Source organism: Bdellovibrio sp. ArHS (assembly GCF_000786105.1).
Taxonomy (GTDB): domain Bacteria; phylum Bdellovibrionota; class Bdellovibrionia; order Bdellovibrionales; family Bdellovibrionaceae; genus Bdellovibrio.
Window position 1 is genome coordinate 117,563 of the sequence record NZ_JTEV01000015.1, and the last position, 23,879, is coordinate 141,441.

General features: G+C 45.8%; 22 protein-coding genes and 1 tRNA gene. 5 read left to right on the top strand and 18 right to left on the bottom strand.

Annotated elements, in window-relative coordinates; genetic code table 11:
- Positions 1–7 precede the first annotated feature (7 nt).
- The gene (locus tag OM95_RS08635) at positions 8–475 is read right to left on the bottom strand and encodes a nucleoside deaminase (RefSeq protein ID WP_041872636.1); all 468 of its coding nucleotides are present in this window, start codon (positions 473–475) and stop codon (positions 8–10) included.
- 236 nt (positions 476–711) lie between these two features.
- On the opposite strand from OM95_RS08635, the gene OM95_RS08640 reads away from it, so the two are divergent.
- A complete protein-coding gene (locus OM95_RS08640) occupies positions 712–1,956 on the top strand; it encodes a collagen-like protein (RefSeq protein ID WP_041872638.1) in 1,245 nt (414 codons plus the stop codon).
- A 48-nt stretch (positions 1,957–2,004) separates the two neighbouring features.
- Here OM95_RS08640 and OM95_RS08645 read toward each other — a convergent pair whose 3' ends face one another.
- The 3 genes from OM95_RS08645 to OM95_RS08655 form a co-directional block, all read right to left on the bottom strand.
- A complete protein-coding gene (locus OM95_RS08645) occupies positions 2,005–3,108 on the bottom strand; it encodes a hypothetical protein (RefSeq protein WP_291515909.1) in 1,104 nt (367 codons plus the stop codon).
- 7 nt (positions 3,109–3,115) lie between these two features.
- On the bottom strand, positions 3,116–3,493 hold the full coding sequence (locus OM95_RS08650; protein WP_041872644.1) for a DUF333 domain-containing protein: 378 nt from the start codon (positions 3,491–3,493) through the stop codon (positions 3,116–3,118).
- A gap of 298 nt (positions 3,494–3,791) precedes the next feature.
- Positions 3,792–4,439, bottom strand: a complete 648-nt coding sequence (locus tag OM95_RS08655; RefSeq protein WP_041872647.1) for a DedA family protein — start codon at positions 4,437–4,439, stop codon at positions 3,792–3,794.
- 260 nt (positions 4,440–4,699) lie between these two features.
- Between OM95_RS08655 and OM95_RS08660 the strand changes: the two genes are divergently transcribed.
- The gene (locus OM95_RS08660; RefSeq protein ID WP_041872650.1) at positions 4,700–5,212 is read left to right on the top strand and encodes a hypothetical protein; all 513 of its coding nucleotides are present in this window, start codon (positions 4,700–4,702) and stop codon (positions 5,210–5,212) included.
- An 82-nt stretch (positions 5,213–5,294) separates the two neighbouring features.
- Here the strand turns inward: OM95_RS08660 and OM95_RS08665 are convergent.
- From OM95_RS08665 to OM95_RS08680, 4 genes are all read right to left on the bottom strand, one after another.
- A tRNA-Ser gene (locus OM95_RS08665) sits at positions 5,295–5,384 on the bottom strand.
- 85 nt (positions 5,385–5,469) lie between these two features.
- Positions 5,470–6,762, bottom strand: coding sequence for a serine--tRNA ligase (gene serS / locus OM95_RS08670; RefSeq protein ID WP_041872652.1), 1,293 nt, complete (start codon positions 6,760–6,762; stop codon positions 5,470–5,472).
- A gap of 144 nt (positions 6,763–6,906) precedes the next feature.
- Positions 6,907–7,215 (bottom strand): hypothetical protein, encoded by a 309-nt coding sequence (locus OM95_RS08675; protein WP_041872654.1) that lies wholly within the window; start codon positions 7,213–7,215, stop codon positions 6,907–6,909.
- Positions 7,216–7,241: 26 nt separating this feature from the next.
- On the bottom strand, positions 7,242–10,139 hold the full coding sequence (locus OM95_RS08680) for a tetratricopeptide repeat protein (RefSeq protein WP_041872657.1): 2,898 nt from the start codon (positions 10,137–10,139) through the stop codon (positions 7,242–7,244).
- A 271-nt stretch (positions 10,140–10,410) separates the two neighbouring features.
- Between OM95_RS08680 and OM95_RS08685 the strand changes: the two genes are divergently transcribed.
- On the top strand, positions 10,411–10,806 hold the full coding sequence (locus tag OM95_RS08685) for a hypothetical protein (RefSeq protein WP_041872659.1): 396 nt from the start codon (positions 10,411–10,413) through the stop codon (positions 10,804–10,806).
- Positions 10,807–10,988: 182 nt separating this feature from the next.
- Here OM95_RS08685 and murA read toward each other — a convergent pair whose 3' ends face one another.
- The 4 genes from murA to OM95_RS08705 all read right to left on the bottom strand — a co-directional run bounded on the left by murA (position 10,989) and on the right by OM95_RS08705 (position 14,706).
- Positions 10,989–12,242, bottom strand: a complete 1,254-nt coding sequence (murA, locus tag OM95_RS08690) for a UDP-N-acetylglucosamine 1-carboxyvinyltransferase (protein ID WP_041872661.1) — start codon at positions 12,240–12,242, stop codon at positions 10,989–10,991.
- Positions 12,235–13,116 carry a peptide chain release factor N(5)-glutamine methyltransferase gene (gene prmC / locus OM95_RS08695; RefSeq protein WP_041872663.1) on the bottom strand — a complete coding sequence of 294 codons (882 nt, stop codon included), beginning with the start codon at positions 13,114–13,116 and terminating at the stop codon, positions 12,235–12,237. The genes murA and prmC overlap by 8 nt, the downstream gene beginning before the upstream one ends.
- Before the next feature lie 138 nt (positions 13,117–13,254).
- Entirely contained in the window at positions 13,255–14,331 is a 1,077-nt protein-coding gene (gene prfA / locus OM95_RS08700; RefSeq protein ID WP_041872665.1) for a peptide chain release factor 1, read from the bottom strand.
- Positions 14,332–14,460: 129 nt separating this feature from the next.
- Positions 14,461–14,706: a type B 50S ribosomal protein L31 gene (locus OM95_RS08705; RefSeq protein WP_011162689.1), complete on the bottom strand. Its 246-nt coding sequence runs from the start codon at positions 14,704–14,706 to the stop codon at positions 14,461–14,463.
- Between the two features lie 333 nt (positions 14,707–15,039).
- On the opposite strand from OM95_RS08705, the gene OM95_RS08710 reads away from it, so the two are divergent.
- Positions 15,040–15,396, top strand: a complete 357-nt coding sequence (locus OM95_RS08710) for a hypothetical protein (RefSeq protein WP_291515911.1) — start codon at positions 15,040–15,042, stop codon at positions 15,394–15,396.
- Between the two features lie 50 nt (positions 15,397–15,446).
- On the opposite strand, the gene rho is transcribed toward OM95_RS08710, so the two are convergent.
- Positions 15,447–16,739: a transcription termination factor Rho gene (gene rho, locus OM95_RS08715; protein ID WP_363228109.1), complete on the bottom strand. Its 1,293-nt coding sequence runs from the start codon at positions 16,737–16,739 to the stop codon at positions 15,447–15,449.
- Positions 16,740–17,614: 875 nt separating this feature from the next.
- Here rho and OM95_RS08720 point away from each other — a divergent pair.
- On the top strand, positions 17,615–17,983 hold the full coding sequence (locus tag OM95_RS08720; protein ID WP_041872671.1) for a PilZ domain-containing protein: 369 nt from the start codon (positions 17,615–17,617) through the stop codon (positions 17,981–17,983).
- A 146-nt stretch (positions 17,984–18,129) separates the two neighbouring features.
- Here the strand turns inward: OM95_RS08720 and OM95_RS08725 are convergent, their stop codons facing one another.
- The 5 genes from OM95_RS08725 to gatA form a co-directional block, all read right to left on the bottom strand.
- The gene (locus OM95_RS08725; protein ID WP_291515913.1) at positions 18,130–19,533 is read right to left on the bottom strand and encodes an LPXTG cell wall anchor domain-containing protein; all 1,404 of its coding nucleotides are present in this window, start codon (positions 19,531–19,533) and stop codon (positions 18,130–18,132) included.
- Between the two features lie 105 nt (positions 19,534–19,638).
- Complete coding sequence (locus OM95_RS08730; RefSeq protein ID WP_291515915.1) at positions 19,639–20,109, bottom strand: DUF192 domain-containing protein; 471 nt, start codon at positions 20,107–20,109, stop codon at positions 19,639–19,641.
- Entirely contained in the window at positions 20,078–20,986 is a 909-nt protein-coding gene (locus tag OM95_RS08735) for a Ppx/GppA phosphatase family protein (RefSeq protein ID WP_041872675.1), read from the bottom strand. Before OM95_RS08735 ends, OM95_RS08730 begins: the two co-directional genes overlap by 32 nt.
- Entirely contained in the window at positions 20,987–22,417 is a 1,431-nt protein-coding gene (gatB, locus tag OM95_RS08740; RefSeq protein WP_041872677.1) for an Asp-tRNA(Asn)/Glu-tRNA(Gln) amidotransferase subunit GatB, read from the bottom strand.
- Entirely contained in the window at positions 22,407–23,879 is a 1,473-nt protein-coding gene (gene gatA, locus OM95_RS08745) for an Asp-tRNA(Asn)/Glu-tRNA(Gln) amidotransferase subunit GatA (protein ID WP_041872680.1), read from the bottom strand. Before gatA ends, gatB begins: the two co-directional genes overlap by 11 nt.

Here is a 23,879-nt window from a genome sequence, read left to right on the forward strand (position 1 = left end):
CTCGTCTTTAGTACGGCACTTTATCTGCTTTTATTTGCCACTCTTTAAAGACGGCCAAGGCTTCTTGGTGAGCGCATTGCTCCATAGGCACTTTACGATCTGAAATTGCCTTCGGGATTTCTTCATAAATGAAGTCATCATCGAAGTTAATGTCTGCAGCATCTTTTCTTGTGTTGGCATAATAGATTTTGCTAATGCGGGCCCAGTAGATTGCTGAAAGGCACATAGGGCACGGTTCGCAACTTGTGTAAATTTCTGCGCCTTCAAGGCTGAAGTTCTTTGCGCTTTCACAAGCGTTGCGGATGGCAACGACTTCGGCGTGGGCAGTAGGGTCGTTTGACGAAGTGACTTTATTCCAGCCCTCCCCAATAACTTTCCCATCTTTGACGATCACCGCTCCGAAGGGTCCTCCAGCGCCGGCCTGCATGTTTTTTCTAGAGAGCTCAATGGCTCTTAGCATGAATTGCTTTTCCATAGGGAACCCATACTGTCGGGAGTTGTGAAATTAGTCAACTCCCTGAACTTTTAGACTTATTCATGTTTGGGTTAGCTTTTACTTCCACGGTGGAAGCGTGTTTCGACTACCGCAGTCATTTTGACCCAAAGCGGCTGGCAAATTCCTTTTCACCAGTGAAGTTAATACCTGTCAAAAATTCTGACAGTAGAAATATACACGAACTTTGATTTATAACTCTTCGGCGAGGGGATCTTATGAAATTCCGACTTCTATCACTAATTATCGCTACGTTATTGATTCAAGCTTGTTCTTTTAAAAAGGATGATAGCGAGGCTTCTCCGATTGCCCCGGCCAATACCGACGTGATTGAGACCATCCAAAAGGAGCAGGAGAAGCAAGCCTTCGAAGGCAAACTGACGGAGCAAAATGTTTCTGTGAAGTTTGAAGAAATGCCTGAGCCAATGGGATACAAGATGATTATCGAATGGCCAGAGCAGGCTAAGCGGGTTCAAGTATCGATCAATGGGAAAATTCGTGAAATATATAACTCTAATAACTCACAGAACACTCATGTAGAAAGTGTTAAATCGGGTGAAGTTTTCGAGATAAATCTCATTGCATATGACAGTCTTGGAATGGCGCCGTACTCCACGATTACACTGAATAGACCAGCACCTATCGATCACGTCGTAGGTGGCATAGTCAGATTGACGAAAGACCTTAATATTACAATCGACGGCAGATTCTACTTTTTAAAAGACTCTCAAATTCTAACAATGGGGCACAATCTCTCGATCAACGCAAAAAAATTGATTGTCGAAGACGACACGAGAACAAAGACTCTACTCGCATCACACATTATCACACGCTTTCCAAGTGAGCCTCTAAGGAAACCCTCCGAAATTCAGGGCTCCAATGTTTCGATTCAGGCAACTGTTGGAATAGGTCAGCTTCTAATTTCAATGGTGGGCGCTTCCGGTAAAGATGGAATCAGCGGTAAAGACATAGAAATAGCTACTGGAGTTGAGTCCGCGAGGAGCGGATTGGATGGCATTGCCGGAACGGCTACGTCGGTAACGAAGCCCTGTCCTCGCAAATTGAACCTCGACGCACCTCCATGCGACAACGAGATTCAAGTTTGCAGTAAACTGCCTGAAAATGGACAGCCCGGGAAAGAAGGAAGACCTGGAGCCGATGGATTAAACGGAGAGGATGGCGGTAGCACCGGCACTCTTTCTATTTTCATTGACGATCAAAAGGAATTTTCAGCGCATATTTTCCAGCGAAGAGGGTTGCCTGGAAAAGGGGGCAAAGGTGCTCCAGGGCACTCTGGAGGCGTCGGCGGCGCCCCAGGAGCCAACCCTTCTCCATGCCCGCCAGCAAAAAAAGGTGCTGACGGACAGCGCGGAACAGATGGAAAAAATGGATTAGACGGATCGCCTGGCTTACTTGGCGAGATCTTTCACAACATTAAAAATATTTACGTTGAAAAGCAGTAATTCCATTCTTACAAAAGAAATTAATAGGCTTTTCAACCGATGGAGACATCATTTTGTTGGCTCAAGCCAAGAAAGGCTGTGCCTTTCATAGAAGGTTCTGTTTAGAAGTTCCTTCGCATCGACCCATCCACCATTAGTGCTGTCTTGCCAACTCTGTCCCCAAGAGTTTTGAATTTGGAGAGCGTCATAGCACTTATTCTGGCTATTACAAACACGACGATAACCTTTAATGACAACTGCGTGGCCTTCACCTGAAAAAGACCCGTCCTTCATAGTTGTCCCGCACTTTTCCTGGGACTTCGCCTTTAACGGCGTTTGTGTGCAAAAGCCAATCGCCAAGGGTCTTTTTTTTGTTCCTAAAACCTCTTTGATTTTTTTAAGAGAAGCTTCGTAGCCTGAACCCTCTTCTTCCGGAAACACTTTCAAACTCCAACTTCCTTTAAGAGCTGTTTGGTTCTTAAAGTCCCAGCACTGATCCGGGATGAGCAATTTATCTAAGAACTTGGCGTGAGTTTTTTCGGCAAATGCCTCAAGAATTTCTTGATTAGATGCTTTCAAATTATAATTTTCTTTTAACTCATTCCCTACTGCTGTCGCGTATTCTAAAGCACACTCGACGCACTTTTCTTTCCTCTTTTTGTATTCGTTGTAAGCGTCATCAAAACGCTTCCACATCGCCAATTCAAGCTTCTGCGCTTCCGCAGGATTGTTGATTTTGGAAACAAATTGATCAAAGGGCGCACAAGATTCCTTCACGACAGCCGCGCTTGCAATCGCGTTTTGCAACGTCAACGCTGGACTACCTCCGCCCGTATTCAATCCTTCGTAGTTAAAGCGGTCCGTGTAGTCCGCATCTTGGGGAAGCACCGTCGAAAATCTAGTCAAATCCAAAGGAGAACTTCGCTGATCATCAGGAAGTTTCGAACAATCCGTAATTTTGCGCGCCGTACAATTCGCTTCGTCAATAAGCGTACTTGCCACAAAGGAATAGCATATACCGACAGAGTCCTGGCTTCGCACTACAGGCATATTCTTAACAACAACTTCTGACGATGGTTCCGGTTTATATTCGGGTCCGAAAGGGTTCAAACCCTGATCAGCTAAGGCTTGAAATGAAATCAGAAAGCTCAGCATCCCAATAGTCAGCTTCACATAAACCTCATTTGTGATGACGATAGTATAAAGACCAAGAGTCAATCATAGAGCCATCAGAAAACACGCAGTAGTCGTATTCATTGTTCTTTTCATCTTTAAGGATTCTGTTGCCCGCATTGAAAGCCGCGCAGTATCGAGCCGCTGGATTTCCCAGAACCGGTCCTTGGGGTTTTTCCTTGGCGCTTCCCAGTCCCACCCGTAAAGCTTCGCAGTCGGGCTTTCCCTTTTTGATACAGTTAGATGAAATTTTTAATCCATCTTGGGTAAAAATTTTTACTTCTTCATACTTTTTGGTTTTGGAAGAATACATTTTCAGGCTGATGTTTTCAGCATAGGCCGAGAAAGACAGCACCAAACAATATAGTAATATCAATAACTTCATATTTATATCTTAAATCTTCGAGAAGCTTTCTGGGAGAGGCTCGTTTTAGACTTTATAAATCTAGCCCAATAGCCGGTCAGACTTATTTTAAGAACATAAATTGTTCCGAGAAGTTAAACGGGAGAATTCATTTTTAAAGACGATATGACGGCAGGCCGAGGGGCACGCATAGAGTGGTCTTCCTCTTGTCGAGTCCGTGCGATTGCTTTAGAAGAATCTACGAAGAGCAAGACCCGGTTTTCCTAAAAACCAATTTCTTCCTTGTGAAAATGCAGGGCCTTCGCAAGCCCAAGGCAGCCTAATTTTTTGCGCCTTTAAGCTTTTTTAAATAGCTGTTGATCATAGGCCAAACAACCGGAATCAAAGAGACACCGATCACGCCGAAAATGACGATATGGAAGTTTCTTTTTACGACTGGCAGATTTCCGAAAAAGTGACCCGCCAAAATAAAGATAAAAACCCACGCAATCGCACCGACTACATTGTAAGAAATAAACTTGCGGTAGTGCATAGAACCGATTCCCGCCACAAAAGGCGCAAATGTTCTAACGATCGGAGCAAAGCGAGCCGCCACAATGGTGAAAGCTCCCCATTTCGCATAGAATTCCTGTGTCTGAATAAGATACTGCTTTTTAAAGAAGCGGCTGTTCGATTCGAACACCTTCGGCCCCAGAAATTTTCCAATGTGATAGTTCACCGTATCACCAAGAATACCGGCAATAGTTAAACTCACTAGCAGAATCCATAAGTTCAAACCGCCTTCGACCGTTGTCAAAGCACCCAGTGCAAACAGCAAGGAATCCCCAGGCAGAAAAGGCGTCACCACCAAACCTGTCTCACAGAAAATAATCAGAAACATGATCACATAGATCCATGGCCCAAACAAAGCCATCCATTCCACAAGATGTTGATCTAGATGTAGAATAATATCTAAGAGTGCACTCATGCTTCGCCCTTCCGTTAGGTCGCCAGTTTGTCGGACTTAAGGATGAAACTCAACGTTTTCGCGGGGCATGAACTCAAATCTTCGGCCTTGGACCCCATCAATTGCAGACAAATTGAGCTCCAACTATCCACAAAGAGGGTCCAAACAAAACCAGACCTTGGTCGCGAAAGATTGAACTTAATTTCTTAGCGAACATCTAGAAACCCAGAGGCCTTTTCAGAAAATGAATATCTCCGATATCCTGTTTAGAGGAGATAAAAATGAAAATAAAAATGTTTCTATTAATGTTGCCACTATTTGCAGTTTCTTGTGCGAATTTAAATTCAAATAAATACACAGATCGCAAGACGGCTAGTGTCGAAACGGAACTACAAATTACGCGAAGAGCGTTCGGAAAAGATCGCATTCCTAAAAAAATGGATACGTTGAGATATTCAGAGATCAATCAAAACGAAAAACTCCAAAGCTTCAACGAACTATTCAGAAACGCAGGTGAGAATATTAATCTTTCGACGGAGTCATTGATAGCTAATCTTGAATACATTCAACTATCGATTTCCGCCAGAAGTTATAAAGAGCCATTCCGCTTCTCTGATATTTGCTATTACGGCACGGCTGATCAAGCTGTCGAAATTCTTCAAAAGATGAAAGACCAACCAAACAACTATGCTCTTTTATCTGCCTTCAATTCGGAAGGACGTGTTTTTGTCCAACTAATGGCGGATCAACACAAAAAGAGAGCCTTTACACGCATTCCGGAGTGTGAAAATTAATTGTAAAAATCAGTTCTTGTTAGTCTAAAAACGAGAAAACAGACGGGGATTTTCTTTTAATCAAACTATTAAAAGAAGAAAATGGCGGAGAGTGAGGGATTCGAACCCTCGAGCCCCGCGAAGGGCTGCCAGTTTTCAAGACTGGTGTATTCAACCACTCTACCAACTCTCCGTCGACCGTTTTATGGGTTTTGACGAGATACTTCAAGCAGTTGTTGGTCTTAACGCGCCATGATGCAAAAGATTCAGATCCCTGTTTATCGGATTTCTTGGCGACCGCCCATGTAGGGTTGAAGAGCTTTTGGAATCGCGACCGAACCATCTTCGCGTTGATTGTTTTCAAGGATTGCAACCAAAGTTCTGCCCACAGCTAAGGCAGATCCGTTCAAAGTGTGAACGAACTGTGGTTTACCTCCAGCAGAACGGAAACGAATGTTGGCGCGACGAGCTTGGAAGTCTTCGAAGTTGGAACAAGAGCTGATTTCCCGGTAAGTGTTCTGACCAGGCAACCAGACTTCAAGGTCATGAGTCTTGGCAGATCCAAAACCCATATCACCTGTACACAAAAGCATGCGACGGAAAGGCAATTCTAAGTCCATCAAAACCTGTTCAGCGTGAGAGGTTAAAGCCTCGTGCACTTCATAGGACTTGTCAGGATGACAGAAAGTCATCAGCTCTACTTTGTCGAACTGATGCTGACGAATCAAACCTTTGGTGTCACGACCGGCACTGCCGGCTTCAGAACGGAAACAAGGAGAATACGCACAGAAGCTAGCTGGAAGATCTTTTTCATCCAGGATTTCGTTATTAAAATAGTTGGTCACAGGCACTTCTGCCGTCGGAATCAGATAAAGGTCAGAGCCTTCCAAGTGAAAGACATCTTCTTTAAACTTCGGAAAGTTTCCAGTACCTAACAAGCTGTTACTGTTCACCATGAACGGAGGAATCATTTCCGTGTAACCATGCCGAGTCGAATGCATGTCCATCATGAACTGAATCAAAGCCCGCTCCATTTGTGCAGCGGCACCTTTAAGAAAGGCAAAGCGAGTTCCCGTAGTTTTACCAGCGCGCTCAAAGTCGATGATGTTTAAAGACTCTCCCAACTCCCAGTGCTCTTTCGGCTTGAAAGAAAACTTCGTAGGCTCGCCCCAGGTCTTTAAAACTTTGTTTTCCTTTTCAGAAGAACCCACCGGTACGGAAGCGTTTGGTTTATTAGGAATAATTAAAGCCAGATTATAAACTTGTTGATCAGCTTCGGCCGCCTTCGCCTCAAGCTCTTTCACCTGAGTTTTTAAAGTATCCACTTCAGCAAGAATAGCCGATGCGTCTTTACCTTCGCGTTTCAGTTTACCAATTTCTCCGCTCAATTTATTTTGATTGGCTTTTGCAGTTTCTGCCTGGGTAATCAGCTCTTTGCGTTTTTTGTTAAGCTCCATGATCTGCTCAAGCACATCCGTCGAAGCCCCCCGATTGATCAACCCCTGCTTATACTCGTCGAAATAAGAAGTTCCATTTTCAGCTTTTTTTTCAAGAAGTTTAATATCAATCATCGTCAACGTCCTTCACTTAACAATCACAAAACAAAAAAATTAAAGGTGATTCTATTTTTTAGGAATTAAAACGAACCACAAGCAGCCACCGGATAGTGGCCATCGAATTTGCACAGACCCTGATAAGCCGTTTTCAACGACCGCTCAAGGAGCCACTAATATATACATTCTTAGCAGCATCCCTACAAGAACGCATATCAAGTCAAAGATCAAAATTTGACCGAAACTCCAGCTTGATTGAAGTTTTAATATTACAGCCGTGACGACCACCATCACAAAGATAAGAGCAAATGTTCCATAACCAATGAGTTCCTGGCCAATCAAACCTAAGACAAGGCCTAACAGAATCCCTGTGATAAACCGCAAAGTGAAGTGGAAGAAAGAAAGAGTGCTGGATTTAACCCCTTCTTGAGCGCTGCTTGCAAGTCCTCTCATTTTGTCGCCGATTCCCATGGCTGAATTTCTCCTGACGTCCGTCCTTAGTTGCCGAGTCGTGAAAGTTTGTTTTCTATTTCAACACGATCCGGGGCGTTTGGCGAGAGTCCTAAATATTTATTATAGGCCTGCGCCGCAGAGCGAGCATCGCCTTTTAACTCGTAGATCGCCCCTTGTTCGCGATAGATTTCCGCATAACCGCTTTCGCGGCTGGAGGCTAGAGCCAACATATCTTCGGCAACCTCCAACGAACCTGACTGACGATAGCAGGTTGCTGACTTCACATAAATGTCAGCGCCTTGAGGACGGAGCTTCATAGCTTGAGAATACTCCGACGCACATTCAGCAAATTGCTTGCGAGCCGTATAAACCTCCGCCGCCAGGATGTAAGAATCCGCCACGTTCGGATTTAGTTTTTTTTCTGATTTGGAGGCCTCTAAAGCTCCCGTAAAGTCGCCCGATGAAAAAGCCGCCTTGCCGATATAATAGTGTGTGCGCGGATAATTGGGATTCAGGCGCTGTACCCGTTTGAATTGCTGAATAGCCTCTTCAAAACGACTGGTTTCCAAGTAGAGCTTACCCGCTTGAAACAGAGCTTCTCCGTCCGTTGGGTCCAAGACAGCGGCACTTAAAAATGCTTTGAGGGCTTTGTCATTCAGTCCTAAAGCCTTCTCGCTTTCGCCGAGCCCTAACCAGGCCTTTTTATTTTTGGGATCCGCTTCGACGACCCGCTCATAGATTTCCTTGGCCTGACTGTATCGATCTTCAGATTTATAAACCTCGGCAAGCGCAACCCGGTAGTCCAAGGTATAAGAGAATCGTTTGATCAGCTCATTTAGATAGTTTATTCCCGAATCCACGCCGTTCGTTTGCGCCAACATTTTCGCGTAAGTGATCTGAGCTTCGGGATTGGTTGCATCAATTTCGACAGCCTTAGTTGCATAGCGAATGGCATCCTTCGCCGCATTTTCTTTGCGTTCAATTTCTTTCTTATTAATAGGAATGATGGAGCGGGCAAGAAGCGCATTGGACTTTGACAAAAGAATATAGGTTTCAATGTCCCCGTCGTAGGATTTTACTGCGCGAAGGGCATAATTGATTGTTCCGACCATGTTGTTTTTCCTAAACTCCAACAAAGCCAAACCGCGCAGGACTTCATAATTGTTAGGAGCAATGCGAATCGCATTCGTCAGAATCTGCGTCGCTCCGACGAAGTCGAATCTTTGTGACATATAGTCGGCCTGCAGAACATAGGCAGAAACAAGTTTCGGCTCAGCCTTGATGGCCTTATTCAACCACTCGATGGCTTCAAAACTTTGATTGAGCTGCCACAAACATTTTGCCGCTTTCATCGCCGCGGTTCCATTCTTGGGATCCACTTCGAAAGCCGCTTTGAATTCGGCCTGCGCCGCCAAAAAGTCCCCTTGGCGCACGTATTGATCACCCAAATAAAGAAGTTCGTTGTTACGACCTTTATCACCCTTCACTTTGTCGGATCCCCCTAGGCGAATCACCAATTGACGAAGTTCCGAGTTGTTGGGATTTAAAGAAAAGCCTTTTTGCGCGGCCTCAAGAGCTTTTTTCTTTTCACCGCGCAAAACAAAAATTTCAGACAAAACCGAATATCCGTCGGCCTCGACAAGTTGGGAAACTTTGCCTTTTCCGTCTAAGGCCGTACTAAGATAGCTGTAAGACGTGTCAGACTTTTTAAAACCTCGATACTCCACAATTCCCTGAAGGATTTTGGCCTCGCGATGTTTCGGATTCTTTTTGAGAACATTGTTTAGAATCGCCGAAGACGAAGTAAAATCACCTTGTTCAAAAAAAACTTTAGCCAATGCCACTTGCGGACCCAACCATTTATCCCAAAGCTGGGCCGCTTTTTCATAGTAGGGCATGGCATTGTTGAAATCTCTTTCACCTTCCAGAAGTTCGGCTTTAAAGGCATAAAGAACCGGTAACAAAGAAAAAGGTTCACTGCCTTCCAGAGTGGCTTCAACAACACCTTTGGCCTCTTTATATCGGCCAGAGGTCATTAGTTTCACCGCTTCACAAACTTGACCGAAAGGACTTACAACGTTTAAAGCCCGCGTTGATTGAGTGGCATTCGCGACCGTTTTTACGTCTTGCGCATCTTGAACCGCGAAAGGCCAAAGCTCTTTATAAACCACACAAAGAAGGGCACGAACTTCAATATTCATCGGCGCACCTTCAACAAGACCCACCAATTTGTTTTGCGCCGAGACATACGAGTCGAAAGTATCCTGCTCCATAGCAAACAAAGCTTCGTTCAGCTTTTCTTTGACCTCAGCTTCAGTCAACGTTGTCGTTGATTTACCCGGCGCCAAAAGGTGTATCTTAGTTCCATCGTTAGAGCCCGAATCCCAAAACAGCAAAATCCCGCCAATTAAGATCACTGCCGCCAAAATCATCGCCGGAATTTTCAGGTTCTTTTTAAGTTCGCCACCTTCCATGTTTTCTACATTGGAAAGTTCGATGACAGATTCAGGTTTTCCACTTGAGGCATTCGACACCGATGAAATTTTTGCCGCCGGCGGAACATAGGCCGGAGTATCATAAATATCGATCTGCTGCTTTGGCTTATCGATTTTGATATTCGCAAAGCTATCCGAAGTCGGCGTTTGATTTGGGGGGGCGCTTTTTTTCGGGCGGGGAGGCTGTACAATGACAGTCTCGGCCTCCATCTTCTGCGCCTTCTTGGGGTCCACGTCGACGATGCCTTCTAAAGCCTCAAGAAGTTTGTCGTAAAATGCGGGCTCTTTAGAAATCAAAGTCCACTGCCCATCAGGCAATCGAGAAATCATCTCTTGGCCCGAAAAAACGCCCTCACCAATCATGCGAAGAATGGCTTCAGTGGAATACGGTCCCTTAACCTGACCATTCCGTGTTCTAACAACCCAAGTGACTTGTATGCGCGACATAGACACCTGATTATACTGAGCTTTTTGACAAAGGACTATGGCCCTGGGGACCAGGCCCTCAGGTCTGTGCTTTAGTCGCGTAGATGCCAACTAAATGGTTCCAGAATAGAACCCCTGTTCCAGAATGGAATTACTTTTGGTTCCGATTTGAGTTCAATGGCCCTCGAATCCGGACCTTAGATCCAATTAATTCGATTTTTAGGGCTGTCTCGATTTGGCACACACCTTGCTTTATAGACTTTCGTTAGTTGTTATCTTGGGGAGTACGTAAGTGATTCGAAATGCATTGATTGCGGTTTACATCTTGGTTGTTCTTGCGATTTCAGCGGTGGCTCGCGCAGGGGTTCTTCCAAACAACGCACTTGGTGAAGATATCGCTTCTTCGGAACTTCAAAATTACAACTTCAAAACACACGTTGGTGAGATCGTGGCTTTGGCTGATGGATCGCTTGTTTTGGCGATGGAAGATCAGCAAACATTCTTCGTATTGAAGTCACAAATCGATCTAACATCTTTTGTTGGTACTAAAGTTATGGTTAGCGGTATTGAACTTGAACATCAACTTGCTCCCAACTTCGAGCTTGAAACTGTGGACCCCCTCCCTGGTTTCGGTTCTGGGAACAAAGCAGTCGTCTTCTTTGTGTTCGGTATCAGCGAGGTTAGATAATAACCTCTGATCATATGGGTCTCAGCCCCATCCCCTCCGCGGGCTGAGACTAGTTTTTTTCTCTTAAAAAGGCCTACGGATCCCCCTCCATGTAGGCCTTTTTCTTTTTCTTCGCTTTACAATTAAAAGGTCGGCGTAAAAAACAAAAAAGCCCTGATTTTATTCAGGGCCTTTTCTTCTTATTATTCGATACGGCGGATTTTGGCGCCCAATGAAGAAAGCTTGTCTTCAAGTTTTTCGTATCCGCGATCCAAGTGATAGATACGATTCACAACAGTTTCACCGCTAGCCACCAGGCCAGCAAGAACTAAGGAGGCACTGGCGCGAAGATCCGTCGCCATAACTGGAGCACCCGTCAGTTGACCTGGCTTTCCGCGAACCACAGCCACACGCGTTCTGGGCGTGATGTCAGCACCCAAACGAATCAGCTCTTGAACGTGCATGAAACGATTTTCAAAAACGGTTTCAGTAATAACGCTTGTTCCACGAGCGACGGTCATAAGCGCCATGAACTGCGCCTGAAGATCTGTCGCAAACAATGGATGAGGAGCCGTCGTGATATCCACGGCATTCCAGGAATCGGCTTTGAACACCGTCATAGAATCTTTGGTGGTTTCAATCTTAAAACCCGCTTCGCGCATTTTCAGAATCAACGTTTCCAAGTGAGCCGGTACGCATTTCTCAACCGTGACTTGACCGTGAGTGATCGCTCCCGCGATTAAAAGCGTTCCTGCCTCAATACGGTCAGGCATGATCGAGTGTTCAGCAGGATGAAGCTTATCGACGCCATCAATAACGATCACGCTCGTTCCATGGCCCGTGATCTTTGCTCCCATTTTAATAAGGTATTCTGCAAGATCGACGATTTCAGGTTCTTTCGCGGCATTTTCAAGGACTGTTCTTCCTTGCGCTAATGCTGCCGCCATCATGACGTTCTCGGTACCACCCACTGTCACTGTTTCAAATAAGAAGTTTGCGCCCTGCAAACGTTTTGCAGCCGCATGAACATAACCTTCTTTTTGCGTGATTTCCGCACCTAAAGCTTTGAAGCCTTCTAAGTGAAGATCAATAGGGCGGCTTCCAATAGCACAACCCCCAGGCTGAGACACCACGGCTTCGCCGTACTTCGCAAGAAGAGGGCCCATGCAAAGAAAACTTGCGCGCATTTTGCGAACAAGATCGTAGCTGGCTTCATAAGACTGAATGCGACTGACCTTAACGATAAACTTATCGCCATCCCATCGAGTTTGGCAGCCTAAGCTTTCCAGCAGGGCCGCTGTCGATTCGATATCTTTAAGCTTTGGCATATTCGAAAATACGTGTTCGCCTTCTGCCAATAGAGTTGAAAAAAGAATTGGAAGTGCCGCATTTTTTGCACCACTCGCAGAAACTGTACCTTGAAGAGGGCCATTGCCCACGACGACCATTTTATCCATGTGTTACTCCACGAATGACTCTATCATGACTTGCGAGGTCTTTGACGATATTGATTTCGTTAAATATTTTTAAGCTATCAAAATGCTCTTTCATCGCCGCACCTTGTGACATTCCCATTTCCATCAACATCAGTCCGGAAGGACTTAAGTGATTTCCATAGATTCGCGACCAGTTTTTCAAAAGAGCTAAACCATTTTCGTCTGCATAAAGAGCCGAATGAGGTTCAAACTTTTTAACATTTTCTTCCACCTGATTATCTTGATGCGCAATGTATGGAGGATTTGAGACCAACGCGTCGACTTTGTTTTTTCCTACAAAGTTGCTGTAGGTCGACATAAGCACATCTTCCTGAGCAGCGTCCGCATGCAAGAACTTCACGCGATCAGAAACACCCAAAGCTTCGGCATTTCTTGAAGCCACTTCTAAGGCTTTTTCCGAAAGATCCACAGCTAGCAACTTGGCTTGAGGATATTCTTTTAACAATGTCAACCCGACACAGCCCGAGCCACAACCTAAATCCATAAATCCTAACGAGGCTTCCTTATCTGGATTCCACGAAAGCACTTCTTCAACAATGTGCTCTGTTTCAGGTCGCGGAATCAAAACGGCCGGGGATACTTCGAAGCGGTATTTAAAGAAATCACGATAGCCAAGAATGTACGCCACAGGTTCGCCGGACGCCCGACGACGGACAAGCTCTCGCAGAATCACGAGCTCGTCATCTTTCATGGGTTGATCGAATTTGAGATAAAGCTGAATGCGCTCAAGTTTGAGTCCGTGAGCAAGTAAAAGCTCGGCATCAAGACGGGCCGTCTCGATTTTCTTGTCCTTAAAAAAGGCGGTGGTTTTATCAAGAATCTCTTTGAGCTTCATATATGCTCCAACATCTTACTCTGTTTTTAACAGAAGTGTTGGGGAAAATGTCATCCTTCGAAAATATCTATAAGGATTTCATTCTTGATGCAGGTAAACGGTGATTGCGATTCGATAAAAGGGACCCGGCAATAAGGATTATGGCTGGGTCGTTTGTCGCTTCAGGGCTTCCGCTTGGAAGTTGGCCACCAATGGATCAATCAAATACTCGAAGGAACCATTCATAACCTGATCCAACTGGTGGATGGTCAACCCGATACGGTGATCGGTGATACGTGTTTGCGGGAAGTTATAGGTGCGGATGCGCTCCGACCGATCGCCTGTCCCAATTTGCTCCAACCGAACATCAGAAGCTTCTTTACGAGCTTTTTCATCTTCGATCTGTTGAAGTTTTGCATAGAGGATCTGGAAGGCGCGTTCACGGTTTGACGACTGTGACTTACCCTCTTGGCACTTTACATCGATACCGGTAGGAAGATGCACGATACGAACCGCCGATTCAGTTCTGTTGACGGACTGACCGCCGGCCCCTTGCGAACGCATGGTTTCAATACGCACGTCTGACATCGGAATCTTGATTTCAGTGACTTCCACTTCTGGAATGACCGCGACTGTGACCGTCGACGTATGAATACGTCCCGCAGCCTCAGTTTTTGGTACCCGCTGAACGCGATGAACGCCTGATTCGTACTTCAACTTGCTGAAAACGGATTCGCCCGTGATGGACGCGATGATTTCTTTGGCGCCGCCGGCATTACCTTCGGAATAAGAAAGCATTTCGACTTTCCAACCTTGCGTGGAAGCATAGTGAGCATACCCGCGGAAAAGTTCGTCAGCAAAAAGAGCCGCCTCATCACCGCCAGCTCCGGCGCGGATCTCGAGGATGATATTTTTATCATCATTCGGATCTTTCGGAATCAGCAGGATTTTAAGCTGGTGTTCAAGTTCAGGTAACGCGGCTTCAAGCTCTTTCACTTCTTCACGGATCATTTCGCGCATTTCGGCGTCTTGTTCCGCAGTCAAAAGCTCTTTGCTGGCCTTAAGATTTTCGGTTTTCTTTTTGAAGTCTCGATAAACGAGTACAATCTTTTCCAGATTGCCAAGTTCCTTCATCAGCGCACGATACTGAGTTTGATTGGAAGCAATATCGGGTCTTTGAAGAGCCATATTGACTTCTTCATAACGAGATTCCACCTCATTCAACTTCGAGAACATGCGAACCGCCTCTAGATCTATTGGTACATCAAGATGATTTTTTAAATTGCCAGAACCGAAATGTAAAATGCGGTTCGAAGAGTGAACCGCATTTCATACAAGAACATCCTCCGAACGGAGGGACGTAATTTATTTCTTGCCGTAACGTTTTTTGAAACGATCGATACGACCTTCAGTATCCATCACGCGTTGTTTTCCAGTGAAGAATGGGTGAGATGCAGAAGAGATCTCAACTTTGATCAATGGATACTCTTTGCCGTCTTCCCATTTAACTGTTTCGCTAGAGTGAAGAGTCGATGTTCCCAAGAACGAGAAGTCGCAAGAGATATCTTTAAATACAACTGTATTTACTTTTGGATGTAGGTTTTGTTTCATGACCTGATTCCTTCTAAATAATTTAACCTATGGGTCTGTAAGATTGAATGGTTTAACACAGTGGGTCCCTAGTGTCGAGAACTAATCGCTGCTTTTTTCGGCAGGGACGGCCCACCTAAGGTTCGTAATAATTTTTACTATTCATAAATAATATCAAATACTTATAAATTTCGATTTTTCTGAAAAATTCTTCGTTTCAGGGTTCACTTGGGTAAATTTCCAGACCTTGGGACGAGGCTGGGATGCCATCTTTGCATTTTTCATCATTAACAAGCTGAAAGTTGCCCCACTGGCAAAGCCCCCGTAATTCTAAGGCCACTAGGGAGGACTTCTATGAGATCATTTTTGATTGGCACCACCATCCTGTTTTCGGCGGTTTCGGCTCAGGCAGAAAGTATTTATTGTACGTTCACGGAACCATTTTTGTCGGTAAGCTACAATAGCGACACGAACAAAGTGAAAATAACCTCCCCCGACAATGGCGGCGCTGAACTAAATGCCATTGTGAAATACAAACAAGGTGGAATCATACGTTTTGAGGTGGAGGGCCTGACACAATACTTGGATTTGTATTTGAATAAAGAAGGCTCGGACGGAATGAGCGACTTTATTTATCCATTTGAGGGCGTAATAAGCGAGCAACTGTATGGTGGCTGTGAAACAGATTCTTTGAAGAAAAGACTGCCATAAAAAAAGGGAGTCTTTCGACTCCCTTTCCAATTATGAATTTCGAATAACAATTAACCCGGACCTGACATCGCTTTAAGGAAATCGGTATTCGTTTTTGTTCCTTGAACTTTGTCGAGCAAAAATTCCATCGCATCGACAACGTTCATTGGCGCAAGAACTTTGCGAAGAACCCAAAGTCGGTTCAAATCACCTCTATCAACCAGCAAGTCCTCTTTACGAGTTCCTGATTTGTTGATGTCCATGCATGGGAAGATACGTTTTTCCATCAGCTTACGATCCAAATGGATCTCGGCATTACCCGTACCTTTAAATTCTTCGAAGATAACTTCGTCCATACGTGAACCTGTATCGATCAACGCTGTCGCGATGATTGTCAAAGACCCGCCTTCTTCGATGTTACGAGCGGCACCGAAGAAACGTTTTGGTTTGTGAAGAGCGTTGGAATCCACACCACCTGACAAGATTTTTCCTGAAGGAGGAACAACCGTATTGTAAGCGCGCGCCAGACGCGTGATCGAGTCAAGCAAGATAACAACGTCATGCTTATGCTCAACCAAGCGTTTTGCTTTTTCGATAACCATCTCGGCCACTTGAACGTGACGTGTTGGTGGCTCATCGAATGTGGACGATACAACTTCACCTTTTACAGTTCGTTGCATGTCGGTCACCTCTTCCGGACGTTCATCGATCAACAGAACGATCAACTTCACTTCAGGGTGATTGTGTGTGATGGCATTGGCAATTTGTTGCATCAAAACTGTTTTACCAGTTCTTGGCGGAGCCACAATCAAAGCACGCTGACCTTTTCCTAGAGGAGCCATCAAATCCACAACACGTGTTGTGTACTCGCCAGGGCTGTGCTCAAGCTTTAGTCTTTCATTCGGATAAAGTGGCGTTAAGTTGTCAAAAAGGATTTTATCTTTACCCTTTTCTGTTGTCTCAAAGTTCAAAGAATCCACTTTAAGAAGAGCGAAGTAGCGTTCACCCTCTTTCGGAGGACGAACTGTGCCCGTGACAGTGTCACCCGTTCTTAGGCCGAAACGACGAATTTGCGAAGGGCTGACGTAGATATCATCAGGACCTGGCAGATAGTTATAATCTGGAGAGCGCAAGAAGCCGTATCCATCCGGAAGGATTTCAAGAACGCCAGAACCATAAATATCCTGACCCAGTTTCGCTGCGCGCTTCAAAATTTCGAAAATCATATCCTGACGACGAAGACCCGCCGCATTTTCAATTTTCAATTTTGTCGCAAGCTCAGTTAGCTGAGTGATGTTTTTTGATTTTAAGTCTTTTGAAGAAAGCCACGATTTTTCTTCATCCGTAAGCTGAATATCCGCCAAGTCAACTTCTTGAGTTTGTGCTGGTGGAGTTGAAGCGTGAGAGTCCTCGCCGACAGGCTGACCTTCATCACGATTTCGGTCGCCACGGAAATCACGGCGCGGACCACTGTTTCGATCATGACGGTGGCCGCCGCGGTCATTGCGATCTCCACGATTATCGCGATCACGATCACGATCGCGGTTGTCACGGTTGTCTCTGTTGGGTCTGAATTCGCGACGTTGTTGGTTTTGGTGACGATCTTGTCTTGGAGCTTGAGAAGAGGTGGGTTCCGCCGGGGCAGAGGAAGCGACAGCTTCGGGGGCTGGAGTTGCTGCAGGTGGTTCAGAAGGTGCTGGCGCAGGGGCGGCAGCGACTTCCGGAGCAGACTCCGTCGAAGTGTCCTCCACAGGTTTGGTGCGAGTGCGCTTCTTAACGACTTCAACGCCTTGTGAATCTTTAGGGTCAGACAAACAAATTCTCCTTGTAGGATTAAAATAGAAAACGAGGATCTTAAGATAAGAAGTTTGATCCGATTGGAACTAAACTGTGTTGCTTGAGCTAACTTTCGCCAAGGGTCTAGATCTTGTCAACTCAAAACCAAGCCTTTACGGCATCTCTCAGCTCAAATATAAGAGGTTTTCAGGCTAAGTTTTGTTAAGATTTATTCAGGACTACGAAGGCAAGTACGGCTCATATAAAAATAACGTTACCTTATTAGACCACAGATTTAGTTAAATAAAAAGAAAGTATTTTCAAGTGTTTAAGTTTGACTCAAGGGGGTCCGGTTTTATGAACTTTTGCGCGGATTTAACAAATTTTAGCCCGACTCCCTATTAATTTTTCGTAAGTAATACCGAAAGGATAATATCCAAATAGTAAGCACAAGGAGTCTAACGTGGAGGAAACAGTGAATGTTCCGGCACCAAGAACCCCTCTAAATCTGGAGGTTTCTTTCAAGCGCAATTACGCGCGAGAAGAAACTAAAGGCACGCTTAAAAACATCAGCATCACAGGAGCCTTTTTGGAGTTTATGGGTGGCGAGGTCCGCGCCAACGAGAAGTTACATCTAGTGTTTGTCGTAGCAGGTCGCGAGCGCAAAGTTGCAGCTCACGTGATCTGGACAAACTCTGCAGGTTGTGGAGTGAAATTCATGCCTGTAAATAACCGCGACGTGCAAATTGTCGACGATTTAATTTATTTCGTCGAAAACAGTCGCGAAGATCGTCGTTCAGTCATGGACTCGATCTTTAAAAAGGTGGGCTAATCGTAGAATACCGGCTGTGTTGGGGCAGCTTGGTATTTAATTTTCGGCTAAAATAAGAAGAGCGAGTTTGAACCTCGCTCTTTTCTATTTCAACGGCCGCTACTTCTAATTCGGACTCATTGCCCTGCACTTCGCGGCCTATCGAACTACGTACCTACGTGTGTGTTATCCATAGCTTGTTGTTCAAGCTCTTTCTGTTTTCTTTTCTTTCTAAGCACGATCAGGATTGCAAGACCGGCTGCTGCCAAACCAACAACACCCAACGCTACAGTTGTGTCATTATCCATTCCCGTCGGAGCTTCGTCAGCTGCGGCTTGTTGAGGAGCCGGAGGATTGACAGCTTCCATTGGCGGAGGCGGTGGTGGAGGCGGAGCTTGTTCCGCGAACTCTTGAGGAGGAGGTGGTGGCGGTGGTGCCATCTCCATAGGTTGTTGCTCTGGCATTGGCGGTGGAGGAATTTCTCCTTGCGCGAAGTCTTGCGGAGGCGGAGCCATGTCTCCTTGAGGAGGTGGTGGTGGGAAGTCTTGCGGTGGTTGCTGTTGCTGCATAGATCCCGCAACTTCCTGGTGTTGCGCAGGCGCTTGTTGAGCTGGCGCTGCCGGAGCTTGCGCCATTTGGCCGCCTCTCCAGTAACGAAGCTCTGTGCCTTCTGCAATAGACCCTTTAGAGTCTATGGAATTGCTAGACCAAACTTCTTTCCATGCGTTGTCATAACCTAGAAGATCTTTGGAAATAGAACGAATGTTGTCTCCGGCCTTCGCAACATAAACCTCAGGCGCCATGCCGTTATCTTCATAATAAGTCACAATTTTTGACGAGTCGTCAGGGCGATGGGGCGAGTTGTAGTAAACTTTGTCGCCAGGGCGCACATCGCGAGAGCTGAAAGTGGGATTACCCTTTTTCAATTCTTTAGTTTTGTCAGCGCCATAAATCATCTGGCTGATACTTGCTAAAGAGTCGCCCGGTCTTGCGAAGTACACTGTGTTGTACCAAGTTTTTCCGACTTGCCAAGGTGCCGTTGCTACTTTTTGCAAAGGAACATTGGCTTTTTTAGGTGCCTCTTCCGAAGATTCTACGACCGTCGTCGATGTTTCTGTTTTGGTCGAACTTTCAACCATTGTCGTGTTGTCTTCAGTTGTTGCAGGCGGCGCAGTATCTACGATAGTCGTAGAAGGAGCGGGAGGAGGAGTGTCCGTCGCCTCGGCAAATGGGTCGGCGGGAAGTGTCTCATTCGAAGTCGCGATATCCGTTTGTTCGGTCGTCGCCTGGTCTTCGCCTAAAGTCGTCTCGCTTGTAGTCGTGGTCGTTTCAGTTGTCGTTGTTGTTTCCGCTGCGGCTGTTTCACCCAAAGCGTCTTCAGGAAGTTGATCACTTGCTAAAGAATCGTCGCCGGCGATTTCTAAGGCTTCATCGCCTTCCAGTTTTTCCAGATCTGCAGAGTCGTAATCAGCGGTGACTTCGGTATCAGCCTGGTTGTCTTTAGACGTACAACTTGTGACCTGTGAGGCCAGACCTAAGCACGCTAATAAGATAACGAGTTTCTTCATCATATGTTCATCCTTGAGTGATGCTATGAAACATACTGTTTCAATAAAGCCTTATTAACAATTTATGCCCAAGACAAGAGTGAGGCAAACACAAATCAAGCCACTGGACTATGGTTTAAGCAGCTGTAATTTTGCACCTATTTTAATTTTGTTTTTTTCAAACCAGCCCTTTTGCATCTCGAGAGCATACTTTGCGGGTTTGGCACTTGGGTAGGAAGGCAGTTGTACATCCGGAATTCCTTTGCCCGTCTTCATTTCCTGAATATCGACCAAGGTCCCGTTGCGATCAAAATAGCCGATGGAAAGATCAATCAAAGTGTTCTTCATCCAGAAGAACCGCGTTTCTTCATTTTTAAATATAAAAAGCATGCCTTCGTTCTCGCCCAGCTTTTCCCGAAACATCAAACCTCTTTCGTGCTGATCCGCAGTTTCTGCAATCTCCACGACCAAGGTTTTATTCCCTACTTTAATGGACCTAGTCTTAAACGGCGTCGCCGCAAAAAGAAATTGGGGCACAATAAATACAGAAAGCGCAACCAGAGCAAATTTATTTTTTAAGCATTTCAAGAGCAACGCCATAACGAACTCCCTTCGTGGAAACAATCATTCCCGGCAATTTCAAAGCATCCAGAACGGCCAACAAAATAGAGGCCCCTGCAAAAATAATGTCAGCACGCCCTCCCAGTTGATACTTCTGCTTTTTTTCTTCAACCGTTGTCGCGGCAAACTCATGAACCCAGTATGCCAAGCGGTCTTTAGCTAGGAAGAAACCGTCCACCTTTTTTTCGTCATAACCACCCACCTCGATGGCGACCAGAGAAGTCGGTGTACCCGCCACCGCGATGACTTGGTCAATTTTATTCCTCTGAAGCTCGGGCAAAATAGACTGAATTTGTTGGCGAATGTAATCTTCGACGGCTTTTTGCTCTGAAGCAGAAACGGGCTGACTTGAAATAAATTTCTCTGTCAAACGAACGCCGCCAATATTGAGACTTTCACCAAATAAAATCTGCTTCCCGCGTCCCGAAATTAGCTCCGTCGAACCACCACCGACATCAATAATCAAAGATGTTTTTTCGTCATTTTGTAAGCCGGCCGTCGCCCCTTGATAAGTGATGCGAGCTTCATCTTCACCTGGAATAATCTCGATAGGAATTCCCAAGTCCTCGCCGATTTTGAAAAGCTCTTGGCCATTCTTCGCATCTCGGGCCGCCGAAGTGGCCATGGCCAAAATTCGATCCACTTTATAGAGATCAATTTCTTTCTTGAACTCAGTCAGACAAGCGCGGGCACGATCTAAGGCATCGGGATGAAATTCACCGGTCTTATCCACGCCCTGACCCAGACGAACCGTGGTTGCGAGATCTTTATAAACTTTTGTAATTCCATCCTTTGTGCCTTCTACAATCAGACACAGAAAGGTGTTGGTGCCAAGATCAAGAGCTGCGACTTTCATTTATTTTAATTTCTCCTGAAGAATCTTATTCACAAGTTCCGGATTGGCTTGTCCTTTGGACGCTTTCATCACGGCGCCGACGAAAAAGCCAAATACATTCTTTTTACCCGACTTGTATTCTTCCACGTTCTTGGCATTCGCCGCCAGAACTTCCTCGACAATTTTTTCAATTGCCGCCGGGTCGGAAATTTGCACGAGACCTTTTTCTTTAATGATCACCTCGGGATCTTTTCCGGATTGCCACATCTCTTGAAAAACCGTTTTGGCGATTTTTCCAGAAATAGTTCCTTTGTCGATCATAGCGATCATTTGCCCAAGCTGTTTCGGCTTGATGGGTGAATCTTTGATGCTTTTGTTCGCGTCTTTCAGTTCGCGCAAAACCTCTGTCATCACCCAGTTTGAAGAAGCCTTGAAGTTGTTAGACTGCTTCGCCGCTTCTTCGTAAAAGTCCGCAAGATCTTTTTCCATCGTCAAAACCCCGGCGTCGTACTCTGGAAGTGCGTGCTCCTCTTGAAAACGCTTAGCGCGAGCAATGGGCAATTCCGGTAATTCCTTCCGATATTGCTCGACCATCGCGTCGCTGACGATTAAAGGCAACAGATCAGGGTCTGGAAAATATCGATAGTCCTGAGCATCTTCTTTGGTGCGCATCGAAAAAGTTCGATTCTTATCGGGATCCCACAGGCGCGTTTCCTGGATGATTTTTTCGCCACGCTCAACGGCGTCGATTTGTCGTTCTATTTCAAACTCGATGGCTTTTTCGACGAAGCGAAACGAGTTTATATTTTTAATTTCAACCTTTGTCCCAAAGTTAGGCGCGCCGACTTTACGTACAGAGACGTTGCAGTCGCAGCGCATAGAGCCTTCCTCTAGGTTTCCATCACAGACATCCAGATAGCGCACGATTTGGCGAATGGTGCGACCGTATTCCGCCGCCTCTGCGGGACTGCGGATGTCGGGACCGGAAACCACTTCCAAAAGAGGAATTCCAGCGCGGTTGTAGTTAATCAGTGTGTAGTCACCATGATGATTCGATTTTCCCGCGTCCTCTTCCATGTGTGCTCGCGTGATAGAGACCGTTTTTTCCACACCATCAACTTTGAACGTGATCGAACCATTTTCACAAAGTGGCTGATCATACTGGGAAATCTGATAACCTTTGGGTAGATCCGGATAGAAATAATTTTTTCGCGCAAAAACAGATTTACGGCGAATGTCGCAACCCAACGCCAGTCCCGTTTTAATTGAGTACTCAACAGCCTTTCTGTTTATTACCGGCAAAGTCCCCGGCATACCCACACTGACGGGAGACGTGTTTTCATTGTCGCCAGCATCAAAGTTTGTCGAATCCGAACAAAATATCTTTGATTGCGTGCTTAACTGAACGTGAATTTCAATACCGATGACGGCTTCATATCCTCTATATGACATGGGGATTTTTTCCTTTCACCGGCGACGCCGTTTCAAGAGCCAATGCGACGTTCAACATTTTCTGTTCTTCAAAATGACCTGCCGTAAGCTGAACGCCAATCGGTAAACCCTCTTGGGACAAACCAAACGGCACACTCATTCCCGGCAGTCCCGCCAAATTTGTAGAGGTCGTAAAAATATCATTCAGGTACATCGCCAGAGGATCTGAAATGCGCTCGCCAATCTTGAAGGCCGGTGCTGTTGTAACAGGGCTTAAGATAACGTCACATTTTTTGAATGCCTCAAGGTATTCGTTCATGATGAGCCGACGAACCTGGCCCGCTTTATTGTAATAAGCATCATAATAGCCGCTGGAAAGACAGTAGGTGCCTAGCATGATTCGGCGCTTGACCTCTTTGCCAAAGCCTTCGCCACGGGTTTTGCCATAGAAGTTTTCCAGTTCGACAGCAGAAAGATTTTTAAATTCAGCGCGATGCCCGTACTTAACTCCATCGTAGCGGGCCAAGTTCGACGAGGCCTCGCTGGCGGCGACCAAATAATAAACCGGCACTGCGAACTCCGACAGTGGGACTGAGACCTCCACGATTTCTGCACCCATTTTTTTCAAACTTTCCACCGAGTTTTCCACGGTCTTTTGCACATCCGGATGCAAACTGCTAGAAAGATATTCCTTCATCAGGCCGATCTTCATACCCTTGATATCTGTTTTTAGGTTTTTACTCCAAGTGGGAACAGCTCTTTGGGTTGTCGTGGAGTCATGCTTATCAAAACCAGAAATTACTTCCAAAGTCAGAGCAGCGTCTTGGACCGTGCTGACCATCGGCCCGGCTTGGTCCAACGACGAAGCGTAGGCGATAACGCCGTACCGACTGACCCGTCCATAAGTAGGCTTCACGCCAACAATACCGCAAAAACTTGCTGGCTGCCTGATCGAACCACCCGTGTCAGTTCCCAAAGTGCCCGCGACCAGGCGAGCGGCTTGCGCGGCCGCCGATCCTCCTGAAGATCCGCCGGGAACACAATCAAGATTCCAAGGATTTCGGGTCGCGCCAAAAAAGGACGTCTCGTTTGACGATCCCATTGCAAATTCATCCTGATTTAGCTTTCCCATCACAACGACGCCTGCAGCTTTTAAGCGTGCCACGACCGTTGCGTCATAGGGCGGGATGAAATTTTCAAGAATCTTCGAACCGGCCGTGGTTTTCAATCCCTTGGTACAAAACATTTCTTTGATTCCAAAGGGCACGCCCGCCAAAGGACCCACGTCTTCGCCCTTGGCGATGCGCGCATCAACGGCTTCCGCCTCTTGCAAAAAGAGTTCATTTTTTGTGGTGAATGAGTTCAGCTTGCCATCCAAAGCTTCGATGCGCTTTGCAAAGTGTTGTGCCACTTCTTTGGCGCTGATCTTTTTTGATTTAACCGCTTCTGCAATGTCCGTGATTGAGGCAAAAGTTAAATCCAT

What these genes read in the sequence shown, in the direction of transcription:
- OM95_RS08635 (WP_041872636.1), bottom strand. Translation starts at nt 475, where the DNA reads ATGGAAAAGCAATTCATGCTAAGAGCCATTGAGCTCTCTAGAAAAAAC.
- OM95_RS08640 (WP_041872638.1), top strand. Translation starts at nt 712, where the DNA reads ATGAAATTCCGACTTCTATCACTAATTATCGCTACGTTATTGATTCAA.
- OM95_RS08650 (WP_041872644.1), bottom strand. Translation starts at nt 3,493, where the DNA reads ATGAAGTTATTGATATTACTATATTGTTTGGTGCTGTCTTTCTCGGCC.
- OM95_RS08655 (WP_041872647.1), bottom strand. Translation starts at nt 4,439, where the DNA reads ATGAGTGCACTCTTAGATATTATTCTACATCTAGATCAACATCTTGTG.
- OM95_RS08660 (WP_041872650.1), top strand. Translation starts at nt 4,700, where the DNA reads ATGAAAATAAAAATGTTTCTATTAATGTTGCCACTATTTGCAGTTTCT.
- serS (WP_041872652.1), bottom strand. Translation starts at nt 6,762, where the DNA reads ATGATTGATATTAAACTTCTTGAAAAAAAAGCTGAAAATGGAACTTCT.
- OM95_RS08675 (WP_041872654.1), bottom strand. Translation starts at nt 7,215, where the DNA reads ATGGGAATCGGCGACAAAATGAGAGGACTTGCAAGCAGCGCTCAAGAA.
- OM95_RS08680 (WP_041872657.1), bottom strand. Translation starts at nt 10,139, where the DNA reads ATGTCGCGCATACAAGTCACTTGGGTTGTTAGAACACGGAATGGTCAG.
- murA (WP_041872661.1), bottom strand. Translation starts at nt 12,242, where the DNA reads ATGGATAAAATGGTCGTCGTGGGCAATGGCCCTCTTCAAGGTACAGTT.
- prmC (WP_041872663.1), bottom strand. Translation starts at nt 13,116, where the DNA reads ATGAAGCTCAAAGAGATTCTTGATAAAACCACCGCCTTTTTTAAGGAC.
- prfA (WP_041872665.1), bottom strand. Translation starts at nt 14,331, where the DNA reads ATGTTCTCGAAGTTGAATGAGGTGGAATCTCGTTATGAAGAAGTCAAT.
- OM95_RS08705 (WP_011162689.1), bottom strand. Translation starts at nt 14,706, where the DNA reads ATGAAACAAAACCTACATCCAAAAGTAAATACAGTTGTATTTAAAGAT.
- OM95_RS08710 (WP_291515911.1), top strand. Translation starts at nt 15,040, where the DNA reads ATGAGATCATTTTTGATTGGCACCACCATCCTGTTTTCGGCGGTTTCG.
- OM95_RS08725 (WP_291515913.1), bottom strand. Translation starts at nt 19,533, where the DNA reads ATGATGAAGAAACTCGTTATCTTATTAGCGTGCTTAGGTCTGGCCTCA.
- OM95_RS08730 (WP_291515915.1), bottom strand. Translation starts at nt 20,109, where the DNA reads ATGGCGTTGCTCTTGAAATGCTTAAAAAATAAATTTGCTCTGGTTGCG.
- OM95_RS08735 (WP_041872675.1), bottom strand. Translation starts at nt 20,986, where the DNA reads ATGAAAGTCGCAGCTCTTGATCTTGGCACCAACACCTTTCTGTGTCTG.
- gatB (WP_041872677.1), bottom strand. Translation starts at nt 22,417, where the DNA reads ATGTCATATAGAGGATATGAAGCCGTCATCGGTATTGAAATTCACGTT.
- gatA (WP_041872680.1), bottom strand. Translation starts at nt 23,879, where the DNA reads ATGGATTTAACTTTTGCCTCAATCACGGACATTGCAGAAGCGGTTAAA.